Annotated in this window: 9 protein-coding genes and 1 pseudogene; 8 read left to right on the forward strand and 2 right to left on the reverse strand. The window is 53.9% G+C overall.

Annotated features, from left to right (window positions below; translation table 11 throughout):
- Nucleotides 1-148 precede the first annotated feature (148 nt).
- Together ftsK and lrp are read right to left on the reverse strand one after the other, a co-directional pair.
- Nucleotides 149-4,147 (reverse strand): DNA translocase FtsK, encoded by a 3,999-nt coding sequence (gene ftsK / locus RW65_RS08890; RefSeq protein WP_039056366.1) that lies wholly within the window; start codon nt 4,145-4,147, stop codon nt 149-151.
- A 120-nt stretch (nt 4,148-4,267) separates the two neighbouring features.
- The gene (gene lrp, locus RW65_RS08895) at nt 4,268-4,762 is read right to left on the reverse strand and encodes a leucine-responsive transcriptional regulator Lrp (protein ID WP_002439523.1); all 495 of its coding nucleotides are present in this window, start codon (nt 4,760-4,762) and stop codon (nt 4,268-4,270) included.
- Between the two features lie 549 nt (nt 4,763-5,311).
- Here lrp and trxB point away from each other — a divergent pair.
- The 8 genes and pseudogenes from trxB (at nt 5,312) to RW65_RS08935 (ending at nt 14,054) form a co-directional block, all read left to right on the forward strand.
- A complete protein-coding gene (trxB, locus tag RW65_RS08900) occupies nt 5,312-6,277 on the forward strand; it encodes a thioredoxin-disulfide reductase (protein WP_039056367.1) in 966 nt (321 codons plus the stop codon).
- A gap of 114 nt (nt 6,278-6,391) precedes the next feature.
- Nucleotides 6,392-8,158, forward strand: a complete 1,767-nt coding sequence (cydD, locus tag RW65_RS08905; protein WP_039056368.1) for a heme ABC transporter permease/ATP-binding protein CydD — start codon at nt 6,392-6,394, stop codon at nt 8,156-8,158.
- Complete coding sequence (cydC, locus tag RW65_RS08910) at nt 8,159-9,880, forward strand: heme ABC transporter ATP-binding protein/permease CydC (RefSeq protein WP_039056369.1); 1,722 nt, start codon at nt 8,159-8,161, stop codon at nt 9,878-9,880.
- A 105-nt stretch (nt 9,881-9,985) separates the two neighbouring features.
- Complete coding sequence (gene aat, locus RW65_RS08915; RefSeq protein ID WP_039056370.1) at nt 9,986-10,687, forward strand: leucyl/phenylalanyl-tRNA--protein transferase; 702 nt, start codon at nt 9,986-9,988, stop codon at nt 10,685-10,687.
- Nucleotides 10,688-10,974: 287 nt separating this feature from the next.
- The gene (gene infA / locus RW65_RS08920; protein WP_001040187.1) at nt 10,975-11,193 is read left to right on the forward strand and encodes a translation initiation factor IF-1; all 219 of its coding nucleotides are present in this window, start codon (nt 10,975-10,977) and stop codon (nt 11,191-11,193) included.
- Between the two features lie 249 nt (nt 11,194-11,442).
- The gene (locus RW65_RS08925; protein WP_039056371.1) at nt 11,443-11,886 is read left to right on the forward strand and encodes an Xre family toxin-antitoxin system antitoxin; all 444 of its coding nucleotides are present in this window, start codon (nt 11,443-11,445) and stop codon (nt 11,884-11,886) included.
- Nucleotides 11,883-12,347 (forward strand): RES family NAD+ phosphorylase, encoded by a 465-nt coding sequence (locus RW65_RS08930; protein WP_039056372.1) that lies wholly within the window; start codon nt 11,883-11,885, stop codon nt 12,345-12,347. The genes RW65_RS08925 and RW65_RS08930 overlap by 4 nt, the downstream gene beginning before the upstream one ends.
- A 317-nt stretch (nt 12,348-12,664) precedes the next feature.
- A pseudogene (locus RW65_RS08935) lies at nt 12,665-14,054 on the forward strand (diguanylate cyclase).
- Nucleotides 14,055-14,057 lie beyond the last annotated feature (3 nt).

The raw sequence follows: 14,057 nt of genomic DNA on the forward strand, positions 1-14,057 counted from the left end.
CAGGCTCAACGTTTTAGGCGCGTGGCCAGGCAAAATCCTTATTGTTGATTATTTAATCGACAAAAGATAAGCGTCAGAAAATAAACTGCCTCCGGTTTCGATAGCATTCGAAACGGAGGCAGCAGTATGCGTTTACGCCGGAAGGATATTAATCGAACGGCGGTGGCGCCAGCACTTCGCGGTTGCCGTTATGGCCCTGCTCACTCACAATCCCCTGCGCTTCCATCTGTTCGATAATACGCGCCGCACGGTTATAACCAATGCGGAACTGGCGCTGTACGCCGGAGATAGACGCTTTACGTTTTTCGGTAACAAAATTGACAGCCTGATCGAATAACGGATCCAGCTCTTCGCCCCCTTCAAACCCTGCGCCAGCCCCACCTTCGCTTTCACTGTCTGAGGTGATGCCATCAACGTACTGCGGACGACCGCGCGCTTTCCAGTCCTGCACGACGGCATGGACTTCCTGGTCGCGAACAAAAGCGCCATGCACACGTACCGGCGCTGACGTCGAGTTCGGACCGGAATAGAGCATATCCCCCATCCCGAGCAGCGATTCGGCACCGCCCTGATCGAGAATGGTACGTGAGTCAATTTTGCTCGAAACGGTAAAGGCGATACGTGTCGGGATGTTAGCCTTAATCAGGCCGGTAATGACATCCACGGAAGGGCGCTGCGTCGCCAGCACCAGGTGAATACCGGCGGCACGGGCTTTTTGCGCCAGTCGCGCAATCAGCTCTTCCACTTTCTTACCAACGGTCATCATCAGATCGGCGAACTCATCGACCAGCACCACGATGTACGGCAGTTTTTCCAGTACCGGATGCTCAACATCCATGCTGTCGCCCGGTTTCCAGTAAGGATCCGGGATCGGACGCCCCATCCGTGCCGCTTCGGCGATCTTCTCGTTGTAACCGGCGAGGTTACGTACGCCGAGCGCGGACATCAGCTTGTAACGACGCTCCATCTCATTGACGCTCCAGCGCAAGGCGTTGGCGGCATCTTTCATGTCGGTGACGACTTCCGTGAGCAGATGCGGGATCCCTTCATATACGGAGAGCTCAAGCATTTTCGGGTCGATCATGATAAAGCGCACCTCTTCCGGCGTCGCTTTATACAGCATGCTGAGGATCATCGCGTTGACGCCCACGGATTTACCGGAACCGGTCGTACCCGCGACTAACAGATGCGGCATCTTCGCCAAATCGGCTATCACCGGATCGCCGGCGATATCTTTACCCAGCACGATCGTTAGCGGTGATGGGCTTTCGCGGAATTTCACGCAGTCCAGCACTTCACGCAGGTAAACGGTTTGCCGCTTCTTATTCGGCAGTTCGAGGCCAACGTAGGGTTTACCCGGAATAACTTCTACCACACGAACAGCAACGGTCGACAGCGAGCGCGCCAGATCGCGAGAGAGGTTAGATATACGTGCAGCTTTAACGCCCGGCGCGAGATTTAACTCAAAGCGGGTAATAACCGGACCCGGTGAATAGTTCACTACATCGGCTTTGATGCGGAAATCCGCCAGTCGCGCTTCTACCAGACGCGCCATTTGTTCCAGCGCAAAGGTGTCTACCGGCTCAATCTCGGCGGGCGGCTGCGTCAGCAGATCCAGTGACGGAAGCGGCGTCGTCGGTTTCTGCATCGGGCGACTATCGCCATTACGCATTAACAGCGGATGGATAAGGCTCTCTTGCTGCGGCGCAGGCTGTTGTGTAACAGGCTGCTGATATTGCTGCGGCTGGGCTACGGGCTGTTGTACCGGCTGCTGATACTGCTGCGGCTGCGCTACGGGCTGCTGTACCGGCTGTTGGTACTGCTGCGGCTGGGCTACGGGCTGTTGTACCGGCTGCTGATACTGCTGCGGCTGGGCAACAGGTTGCTGTACCGGCTGCTGAAACTGCTGCGGCTGCGCTACGGGCTGCTGTACCGGCTGTTGGTACTGATGCGGCTGCGCAACGGGCTGCTGTACCGGCTGTTGGTACTGATGCGGCTGGGCAACAGGTTGCTGGTACTGCTGTTGAGGCTGCTGGCGAGAGTGCGGCGTAAACAGCGGCTCGCTCGGGCCGTTATCCACCCGCGTCTTCATCGGCGAAAAGTCATGACCTTCAGGGGTAAATGCCTGCGCCCCGGCAGGCTGCTCGCCCGCATATCGCTGCTGCTGCGAAGCCGCGAATTGACGCGCCAGCTGCTCTTGCTCAGCGTCTTCCTCGCTTTGTACGGCATGCTGCGCCTCGAACTGCGGCGTTTCATGCTGGAAGCCATCGCCATAGCGATCCTGCTGCGTGGCGGCGAACTGGCGCGCCAGTTCATCCTGCTGAAGGATATCGGCATCTTCATCGGTAAAATGATCCCCGTCCTGACGAGGTTCATCTCCACGGGCGCGCTCTTCGGCCATCCGTTGGGAAGGCAATTTGATGCCGTAGGACGCCAGTTCACGACGCGTCGGAACGCGAACCCGATTCGGGCGCGGCAGCTGTGGACCAATCCCCTCTTTTACCTGCGGACGCGGTGCACCACCGGCAGCAAGACTAAATACCGGCGCTGCCGCCGCAGCGGCTGCAGCGGCCTGACCCGCAGCCTGTTGCACGCCAGCGGCAACGGGCGCAATGGTCGTTTCAACAGCAGGCATCGAAGGCGTCGCATTAACCATCGGTTTGGCAACGGGCTCTTCTTGTGCAGGTTCAGGAATGGGTTGATACCACGCGGCAAGCTGCTCACGTTCGCGCGCACGCTTCTCTTCCACTTCTTCGAAGTAGTAAAGCGGCGGGCGAGTCTGTTTGGGCTCCTCAACAACAGGTTCCGCCGCAGGCTCAGCGCGTAGTTCCGGTGCGGGAGAAATCTGCGGCTGAGTTTCGCTTTGCCATGGCAAATCGTGTTCCGGCTGGGTATAAACATCCTGTTGGTGCGGCTGTGGTGTCACAGGCGCATGCGGCGTCCAGCCCTCCTGGGCCGCAGGCTGTTGCCACTGCGGTTCGCCATGAGACGCAGACTGATATGCCGCTTCCTGAGGATATTGTTCAGGCTGATAAGTCGCAGGCTGCGCTGGCGTATAAGGGGCAGCTTGTTGCGGCGCGGGTTGCTGCGTATACGCCCATTCTGCATCCGGCGCTGCCTGAACGACAGGTTCAACCGGTGCGGCATAGGTTTGCGCTGCGGCAGTCGTCGCGGCGGCAGCGACAGCAACAGGGGCCGTTACGCTGGGACCATTGAACAGCGGATCGTATTCTTGTTCAGCTTCGGTCGCGCGATGGCCGGAGAACAACACGTCATCAGCGTCCGCGGGCACGCCGCGCGCGCTGTAAGTAATCTCTTCTTCATCATCGTCCATCCGTTTACCGGAGAACAGCGCTTCGTCGGTTTTACGTCCCATCGGATTAACGAATTTTTCGGCAATGCGTTTGCGCCGCGCCAGCGCGCCGCGCAGGATTCGGGCACGACGGGATTCATGCGGAGCCTCGCTAACGCCGAGTTCATGGTCATCATCCTCTTCATACTCGTCTTCATCGACCCAGGTGTCATCACGACGGGTACGGTTACTGGCGAAGGTGAGAATATTGAGGATAACGCTGCCGATTTTCTCGGCGATGGTCACCCATGACCAACCCGTGAAAAGGGTCAAACCGGCGGCCCAGATGCAGAGCAATGCCAGCGTGCCGCCGCTGCTGCGCAGCAAAGGTTGTAATGTGGTGCTTAGCAGACTGCCAATAACGCCGCCGGAGGCGAAGTACCAAATATCATCGGCATTGATCGCCGCCAGCCCGCAGGAGGTGAGGATCAGCGCCAGCGCGCCAATCATGCGCAGCGATACGGCAAAGTAATCGATATAGTCTTCGCTGGCTCGATGGCGGTAAGCAAACCAGCAGCCACCGATGATGATCACCGGGATGGTGTAGGCCATGACGCCAAAAATGAAGAACAGCGTATCGGCAAGCCACGCACCGGGCACGCCGCCGAGATTGTGAATCGGCTCATGCCAGGCCGTTTGTGACCAGCTGGGATCGGATGGATTGAAGCTTAACAGCGCGGCCATTAGCCAAACGGCTGAAAGTGAAACAAGGATCAGCAACGCCTCCAGGAGTCGGCGCCCGCTGCTTAATGTGTTCAGTGTGACTTCTTTGTCTTCGGTATATTCCTGGCTCAAGACAGGCTCTCCAGGTCCTTAATGCTAAAACGGACAACAGCGCCGGGTCTCCCCGGCACTGTTGCTGTATGGATTAACAGGAGTGTAATCAAAAAATAGTGATTTTGCACCTGTTCCGTATTAGCGCGTCTTAATAACCAGACGATTGCTCTGTTTGACTTCTTCCATAACTACATAGGTGCGGGTGTCGTTAACGCCCGGCAAACGCAATAAGGTTTCCCCTAACAGTTTGCGATAAGCCGACATATCAGGCACGCGCGTCTTTAACAGGTAGTCAAAATCGCCTGAAACAAGATGACACTCTTGAATTTCTTCAAGTTTTTGCACTGCCGAGTTAAATTGCTCAAACACGTCCGGCGCGCCACGATTGAGAGTGATCTCAACAAATACTAATAGTGATGCATCCAGATAATGCGGATTTAACAGCGCCGTATAGCCCTGAATAAACCCTTGTCTTTCCAGTCTGCGCACACGCTCAAGGCATGGCGTTGGGGAAAGACCCACTCGTTTAGAAAGCTCGACGTTGGAAATACGCCCATCTTTTTGCAATTCGTTTAGAATATTACGATCGATGCGGTCGAGATCTTTGCCAGGGCGCTTCTTGCTATCTACCATTATTATTGTCTCTCTGTATTCCTTCCCTACTCCTGTCTGGACCCTGTGCACTTCACTGTTCAGGATCTTTGCCCGTCGTTACGCAGCGCATAATGTTGAGTTAGCGTGACGTAATCCCAGGGGCAGTATTAAGAAGACCGTTGCCAGTGGCAGCTATCGATATCACGTATGGTGCCTGTCCACGCCATAGCTGGATTTCATTAGCCCGGTAAAATTGGTATTTACATGCGTGCTTTAAGGCCACGCGTGAAACACTGTTTTTTTCTTCCTTTGATGTTTTCGCAAATGCGCAGGGGATTGTCAAAGCAAAACATCTTTTTTTAGTACAACATGCCAGATATTCATCAGGGGCGTTCTCTAATCCTCATTTTATCACCTTATACCAGGCCTATTTTCAGTAGAAATGGTTATGTTCAAGCACCGATTTCGCCGTCAGCCATTGGTGTTTTCTATTACACATATCGTTAACAAAATCGCTGCGCTCTGTTTTTTCGCCGGTAAATTCCCTACAATCCAGCCCAATGTATGCCAAACAACAATGAGGATCTCATGGGTACGGCCAAACACAGTAAGCTGCTTATCCTTGGTTCAGGCCCTGCCGGTTACACCGCTGCGGTCTATGCTGCGCGCGCAAACCTGCAGCCGGTTCTGATTACCGGTATGGAAAAAGGCGGCCAGCTCACCACCACCACAGAAGTGGAAAACTGGCCGGGCGACCCGCACGATCTGACGGGGCCGCTGCTGATGGAGCGCATGCACGAGCATGCCACCAAATTTGATACTGAAATCATTTTTGATCACATCAACAGCGTGGATTTGCAAAACCGTCCATTCCGCCTGATGGGCGACAGCGGTGAATACACCTGTGACGCGCTGATTATTGCCACCGGCGCATCGGCACGTTATTTAGGCCTGGCCTCAGAAGAAGCCTATAAAGGCCGTGGTGTTTCCGCTTGCGCCACCTGCGACGGTTTCTTCTACCGTAACCAAAAAGTCGCGGTCATTGGCGGCGGAAATACCGCAGTAGAAGAAGCGCTGTATCTGGCGAATATTGCCTCTGAAGTGCATCTGATTCACCGCCGTGACACCTTCCGCGCGGAAAAAATCCTTATCAAACGCCTGATGGATAAAGTGGAAAGCGGCAATATCGTGCTGCATACACACCGGACGCTTGAAGAGGTGACCGGCGATCAAATGGGTGTTAGCGGTCTGCGCCTGCGCGATACGCAGAATGCGGATAATATCGAGTCGCTGGAGGTAGCAGGTCTGTTCGTTGCCATCGGTCATAGCCCGAATACCGCTATCTTTGAAGGCCAACTGGCGCTGGAAAACGGCTATATCAAAGTGCAGTCCGGCATTCACGGCAATGCCACTCAGACCAGCGTGCCGGGCGTTTTTGCCGCCGGTGATGTGATGGATCACATTTATCGTCAGGCGATCACGTCGGCGGGTACAGGCTGTATGGCCGCGCTGGATGCGGAACGTTATCTCGACGGCCTTGCTGAAAGTAAATAATCTTTACAAGTCAGTAACAAAGGTAAAAAAGGCGACTATAAGTCGCCTTTATTTTTTCTCCGATGTAACATTGCGCCAGCTTAAAATTCGATAACTTTACCTGCAAAGCGCGCAATGAATAAAACCCGTCAACAAGAACTGACCCGCTGGTTAAAACAGCAAAGCATTATTTCCCGTCGTTGGTTGACCTTCTCCCGCTTGCTGGGTGTGGTTAGCGGCGTGCTGATTATTGCGCAAGCCTGGATACTGGCGCGCATTCTCAACCATATGATTATTGAGAATATCCCGCGCGAAGCCCTGCTACTTCCTTTTATCTTACTGGTGCTGATTTTTATTCTCCGCAGTTGGGTTGTGTGGCTGCGTGAACGGGTGGGTTTCCATGCGGGGGCACATATTCGCTTCGAGATCCGCCGTAAAGTGCTCGACCGCCTGCAGCAGGCTGGACCGGCCTGGATCCAGGGGAAGCCTGCGGGAAGCTGGGCGACGCTGATTCTTGAGCAAATCGACGATATGCACGATTTCTACGCCCGCTATCTGCCGCAAATGGCGCTGGCGGCCAGCGTGCCGCTGCTGATTGTTATCACCCTATTTCCGATTAACTGGGCGGCGGCATTAATCTTGCTGGGTACTGCGCCGCTGATTCCGCTGTTTATGGCGATGGTCGGTATGGGCGCGGCGGATGCCAATCGCCGAAACTTTAAGGCGCTGGCGCGTCTGAGCGGCCATTTCCTTGACCGCCTGCGCGGGATGGAAACCCTGCGGATATTTGATCGCGGCGAGGCAGAAACGGACAGTATTCGCCATGCTTCACAGGATTTTCGCAGCCGCACCATGGAAGTGCTGCGCATGGCCTTCTTGTCTTCCGGCGTGCTGGAATTTTTCGCCTCATTATCCATTGCGCTAGTGGCGGTCTATTTTGGTTTCTCCTATCTCGGCGAACTCAATTTTGGCCATTACGGTACCGGTGTTACGCTTTTCGCCGGCTTTCTGGCGCTGATTTTAGCCCCGGAATTCTTCCAGCCGCTGCGCGATCTCGGCACCTTTTATCACGCTAAAGCGCAGGCCATTGGCGCAGCGGATAGCCTGAAAACCTTTATGGAAGCGCCGCTAGCCCATCCTCAGCGCGGCGACATCGTGCTGAAAGCCGATGAAGGGGTGACGATAACGGCAAGCGATCTGCTCATCAAATCCCCCGAAGGCGCAACCCTCGCCGGGCCGCTCAATTTCACCCTGCCTGCGGGCCAGCGCGTCGTGGTGGTTGGTCGCAGCGGCTCCGGTAAGAGTTCGTTGATTAATACACTCTCCGGCTTTCTCCCTTATGAAGGTTCGTTACGCGTCAATGGCATTGAGCTTAGCGATCTGGAGCCCAATAGCTGGCACGACGCGATAAGTTGGGTCGGGCAAAACCCGCAGCTTCCCGCCAATACCCTGCGGGAAAATATCCTGCTATCGCGTCCCCATGCCAGCGAGGCTGAGCTGAACGCCGTGCTGGATAAAGCCTGGGTGAGCGAATTTTTACCTTTGTTACCAGAAGGGCTGGAGATGCAGCCTGGCGATCAGGCGGTGCGTCTCTCCGTTGGCCAGGCGCAGCGCGTAGCCGTGGCCCGCGCCCTGCTCTCTTCCTGCAAGCTGCTGTTATTAGATGAGCCCTCCGCCAGCCTTGATGCTCACAGCGAGCAGCGGGTGATGCAGGCACTCACCGAGGCTTCACATCAGCAAACGACACTGATGGTGACGCACCAGTTAGAGAATCTTGCCGCGTGGGATGCTATCTGGGTGATGCAGGACGGCAAGATTATTGAACAAGGCAGCTACAGCGAACTCGCGGCTGCACAGGGGATGTTTGCCGATCTTCTTGCCCATCGTCAGGAGGAGATTTAAATGCGCGCACTGCTGCCTTATCTTGCATTGTATAGCCGCCATAAATGGATGCTGCTGCTTGGCGTTATTCTCGCCATTGTTACCCTGCTTGCCAGTATCGGCCTGCTGACGCTCTCCGGCTGGTTCCTTTCTGCCTGTGCCGTGGTAGGCGTCGCGGGGATTTACAGCTTTAACTATATGCTGCCCGCCGCAGGGGTTCGTGGCGCAGCCATTATCCGTACCGCCGGGCGCTACTTTGAACGCCTGGTCAGCCATGACGCAACGTTTCGCGTGCTGGAACATTTGCGTGTTTCAACCTTTAGAAAACTCTTGCCCCTCTCCCCCGCCGGGCTGGCGCGTTTTCGCCAGGGCGAGTTGCTAAACCGCGTGGTGGCTGATGTCGATACCCTCGATCACCTTTATTTGCGCGTCATCTCTCCGCTGGTTGGCGCACTGGTGGTGATCATTGTGGTGACGCTGGGGTTAAGCGTGCTGGATATACCGCTGGCGCTGATGTTGGGCGGCATTATGCTGGTAACGCTGATTATTCTGCCGCCGCTGTTTTATCGCGCGGGCAAACCGACGGGTGAAAGCTTGACGGCCCTTCGCGGCCAGTATCGCCAGCAGTTAACCAGCTGGCTACAAGGTCAGGCAGAGCTGACTATCTTTGGTGCCAGCCAGCGTTATCGCCAGCAGCTAGAGAAAACCGAGCTTAGCTGGCATGACGCTCAGCGCCGACAGTCCGATCTTAGCGCCGTGTCGCAGGCGGTAATGCTGCTTATTAGCGGCGCGGCGGTGCTGGTTATGCTGTGGTTTGCCTCCGCCGATATTGGCGGCAATACCCAGCCCGGTGCGCTGATTGCGCTGTTTGTCTTCTGCGCGCTGGCGGCTTTTGAAGCGCTGGCACCAGTAACGGCCGCGTTCCAGCATCTGGGTCAGGTGATTGCTTCTGCCACCCGCATTACACAGATCACGGATTGCCAGCCGGACGTCACGTTCCCACAACAAAGCACATCGTTACCCGCAGAGGTTGCCGTCCAGTTTGATGCGCTGGCGTTTACCTATCCAGACCAGCCACAACGGGCGCTGGAGGCGATAACCTTATCCATTGGGGCCGGAGAACATGTCGCGATCCTTGGTCGCACCGGCTGCGGTAAATCAACATTATTACAGTTACTGACGCGTGCATGGGATCCGCAGCAAGGCGAGATTCGTCTTAACGAACGCCCGCTTAAGCATTTCGCGCAGGCCGATCTACGCAAACTTATCAGCATGGTTCCGCAGCGCGTACATCTGTTCAGCGCTACGCTTCGCGACAACTTATTACTGGCCTCGCCGCAGGCAAGCGACGAAACCCTGAGCGCGATGCTCAGCCGCGTCGGTCTGGAGAAATTGCTGCAGGATAATGGCCTGAATGCATGGCTTGGCGAAGGTGGACGTCAGCTCTCCGGGGGTGAACTTCGTCGGCTGGCAATTGCCCGCGCGTTATTACACGATGCGCCGCTGGTGCTGCTGGACGAACCGACCGAAGGTCTTGACGCCTCAAGCGAGAGCCAAATCCTTGAATTATTGAGTGAAGTAATGAAAGGTAAGACGCTGCTGATGGTCACTCATCGCCTGCGTGGACTGGCGGGCTTCGATCGCATAATTGTGATGGACAACGGCCAAATAATTGAGCAAGGTAATCACGCAGCGTTAATGGCGAAACAGGGTCGGTATTACCAGTTTAAGCAGCGTCTGTAGAGAGATTCGTCATTTTGCCGGTGCCATACTGGCACCGTTAAAGTGAAACGACCAAAATGACGATATCAAGTAGGATCCCTTGTCGCGTTGTGGAGCACAGAAGTCATGCGCCTGGTGCAGCTCTCTCGTCATTCTATTGCTTTTCCTTCGCCTGAAGCGGCGTTGCGTGAACCCAATGGGCTGCTGGCGCTGGGTGGCGATCTAAGTCCGGCGCGTTTATTGATGGCTTACCAGCGCGGTATTTTCCCCTGGTTTTCACCCGGCGATCCGATCCTCTGGTGGTCGCCCGATCCGCGAGCGGTGCTGTGGCCGGAAAATTTTCATGTCAGCCGCAGTATGAAACGCTTTCACAAAACGTCCCCCTATCGCGTCACCCTGAACCACGCCTTTGGTCAGGTTATCGACGGCTGTTCGCAGGATCGCGAGGAAGGAACCTGGGTCACCCCCGATATTGTAATGGCTTATCACCGGCTGCATGAGCTGGGCCACGCACACTCGATTGAAGTATGGCAAGAGGATGAACTGGTGGGTGGAATGTACGGCGTTGCACAGGGCGCGCTGTTCTGCGGTGAATCGATGTTTAGCCGTCGTGAAAATGCATCCAAAACGGCGCTGCTGGTTTTCAGCGATGAGTTTGCGCGCAGGGGCGGCAAACTCATCGATTGCCAGGTGCTGAACAGCCATACCGCTTCGCTTGGCGCTATCGACATTCCGCGCCGGGATTACCTGTTATACCTCGCCGAAATGCGCCTGCTACCGCTGCCGTCCCATTTTTGGGTGCCCAGGACGCTGTTTTCATCGCGGTGAAGAATGTTTTCGGCACATTTTTTATCAGAGTGTTATAATGGTCGCTCAGAGCAGCTTTTGCCTGTTGCCCCGCCCTTCTTGGGAATTGTTCGTATCAGGGATGCCCTTCGTTTTATTCCACTGCTCCCCTTTACGATGCGCGTTAAGCGCGTCCTGGCTGTGACGTGAGGGTAACTGGCAAAAGTCGTTTTGCTGTGTTTTATCAGCACAAATCTTTACTTAACACACGAACTTCGGCATTATCTTGCCGGTTCAAAAATTATGGTAGTGATACCCCCGAGGATTAGATGGCCAAAGAAGACAATATTGAAATGCAGGGTACCGTTCTTGAAACGTTACCTAATACGATGTTCCGCGTAGAACTGGAAAACGGTCACGTTGTTACCGCGCATATCTCCGGTAAAATGCGTAAAAACTATATCCGTATTCTGACGGGCGATAAAGTGACTGTGGAACTGACCCCGTACGACCTGAGCAAAGGCCGCATTGTCTTCCGTAGCCGCTAATATCTTTCGCAAGCACCGTTAAGTGCACTTCTTTAAAAGGCCGGGTTATCCCGGCCTTTTGTTATTGTGCTGTTGATTAATCCTTCCGCCGTCATTAGTAACATCCTTCTTGTGCATGAAAAATAGAAAGATGCACCGTTTCCTCGCTGATATTTTAATCTTTTTTAGTCCGCAACATGATTACGCTTTAATCAATACTGACATTTGTCTATACTGAACCATGACAAATGTCTTAGCTCAGGAGGCGATATGAGAACCTGGAGCCCGGATCATAAACCGGCTGAAAACGCGCTCTGGCGGTTTGCGGGTTTCCCCGCCAACAGAGGGTTAAAACTCGTTCAGATGCTTAACGAAGGATTGCCGGTCAGCATTCTTGATGATATTCACGAATGGACGGAAATGTCCCGCTCTGACATCCTGCGCGTCACCGGCATCAATGAGCGCAACGTCGCGCGGCGTAAAAGCGCCGGTCACACACTTACCCCAGAGGAGAGCGAACGCATCGCCCGATTAGTCAGAGTGGTTGATGCCGCAGTCCAGTTTTTTGGTAGCAAAAAAAACGCGTGGGACTGGCTGGAAACGCCCGTTCGTGGCCTCGGTAACGTTGCGCCCATTTCGCTGTTGGCGACCGAGAGCGGTGCTCTTGAGGTGACGGATCTGTTGGGCAGGCTGGAACACGGAGTATTTGCGTGATTTTCTACCGTCTGGTGACGCATCGCTATGCCAGTGAAGCCTGGACGGGAAGCGGCGCAAATCTTTATGGCGGGCGTTGGAATCATAAAGGACATCCGGCTGTGTATGTTGCCTCATCCGTTTCGCTTGCTGCGCTTGAAATGCTGGTCCATGTGCACAGCGACCGCATACTTAATCAATACCGATTGTTCAGTATTGAAGTGGCCGATAAAGACGTTGAATACCTGGATAAGCAATGGCTGCCGCCAGACTGGCAGGAAAATCCGGCGCCGCTGTCAACAATGGATTTAGGTACGGCGTGGCTGGAAGCCAATAGTGCGGTGGCGCTGCTGCTGCCGTCATGCATTATTCCACTGGAGAACAACGCTATTCTCAATCCTCAACATGCGGATTTTAATACGCTGCTTAAAACCGTAAAAGAGCATCCTTTCTCTTTTGATGCACGCCTGGCAATCTCCTGAATACCGCTCTACCCGCTGTTGGAAAATGGCCTAAATATATCGCCGTGCCGTTGACTTTATGGCACCTAATTAACCGCTGGTCGCTTGTATTATGCCCGCTAATGCGCTTTTATCGCTGACAAATAGTCTGCGTTTGCTTTTTTAAATATATCCAGAGTATTACTCACTCATCTTTATCCCGCCGCTTCCCCTTTTCGATGCTGAAAAAAATCGCACATACAGAACGTGTGACAGCAAATAGTTTTTATTGGCCTTTCACCTCCTTCTCGCCTTAATATATTAAACGTACATAACCAAAATCACTGGATGAAAAAACCATGGAACAGGCCGAACACTGCAATCATTCGTTACTCCTTACCGAGTGGCAGGAATTAATCCAGCAGACATCGCCAAAGGTGCATGATGTTTTGGCTGCGCTCTCCGATGACGATATTCACCATCTGGTGAATATTTTTTATGACTATATGATTTTACACAGCGAAACGGTGCAATTTCTTAATAGCGAGCAGGTTAATACCCGGCTCAGCCACAGCATGTTTTACTGGTTACGCAGCGTGCCTGGCAGTGCAAAGGAAGACTTATCCCAGCTGCTGGAGAAACAGCGGGAAATCGGCATCGTACACGCCCGTATCGGGGTGCCAATCGATCTTGTGACGCGGGGAAGCGCGGAAGCTAAAAACAGCGCTTTATCGCTTGTTGCAAAAAAAAGCGCGCATTCCGGCTGCCTTATTAAGCGAAACCCTCTGTTTTAGCGGTCTGGCAATGGATACCGCCATTGAAGCGATGACCGTCTCCTATTCTACTGATTACCAGAAGTCAGCGCCGGAGCAGGAACAGTACCGTCTGTTGGCAATATATGACGATGTCAGTATTGAGCGCGAGCGACAAATTAGTTCGCTAATACATTGGGAAAACGATTTTATTTATAATATCGCCACCGGGCTGCCGCGGGCAGATCTGATTTATTTATCGAAATCGGAATTCGGTATGTGGCTGTCTCATAAAGGCAAGCATTTATTAGGCAATCCGCAAATGCTGGCTAATATGGATGCACTGATCCAGCAGGCGGATGAACATATTACCCGCATGCTGGCGACAGTTGCGCAGCCTACATTTGAAGAAAGGATGACCGTATTACAGGCGATACGCCAGCTTAGCGGGCAAATTCACTGCCTGTTGGTCGCCATGTTCGATGCCTTAGTGGGGCTGGAAAATGGCAAAGATCCGCTAACACAACTGCTTAATCGTCGCTTTATTCCCACCATTATGCGCCGGGAGATCTCACTGGCGCTCAACGCGCGCAAGCCTTTTGTTGTGGCGATGCTGGATCTTGATCACTTTAAGAAAATTAATGACAACTATGGGCACTGTGCAGGAGATGCCGCGCTCAAAGCCGTTGCCGCTGTTATCTACGATCATTTTCGTAGCAGTGATTATGTTTTTCGCTACGGGGGTGAAGAGTTTATGGTGCTGATAGTGGAATCTGAACGGGTGCAGGCGAAAAAAAGGCTGGAAGCGCTACGGCGAAAAATTGGCGCCTTAGCCCTTGAAGCCTCGCCCACGCAACATTTCTCGGTAACCGTAAGTATTGGCATGGCAGAGTTTGATTATCACCCGGATTACACGCGCATCATTGATAGAGCCGATCGCGCGCTGTATCTCGCCAAGAACGGCGGGCGCAATCGTATCGAAATCAGCCAGAACTGAGAC

This window comes from Enterobacter sp. Bisph1, assembly GCF_000814905.1.
In the GTDB taxonomy this organism is placed as follows: Bacteria; Pseudomonadota; Gammaproteobacteria; order Enterobacterales; family Enterobacteriaceae; genus Kosakonia.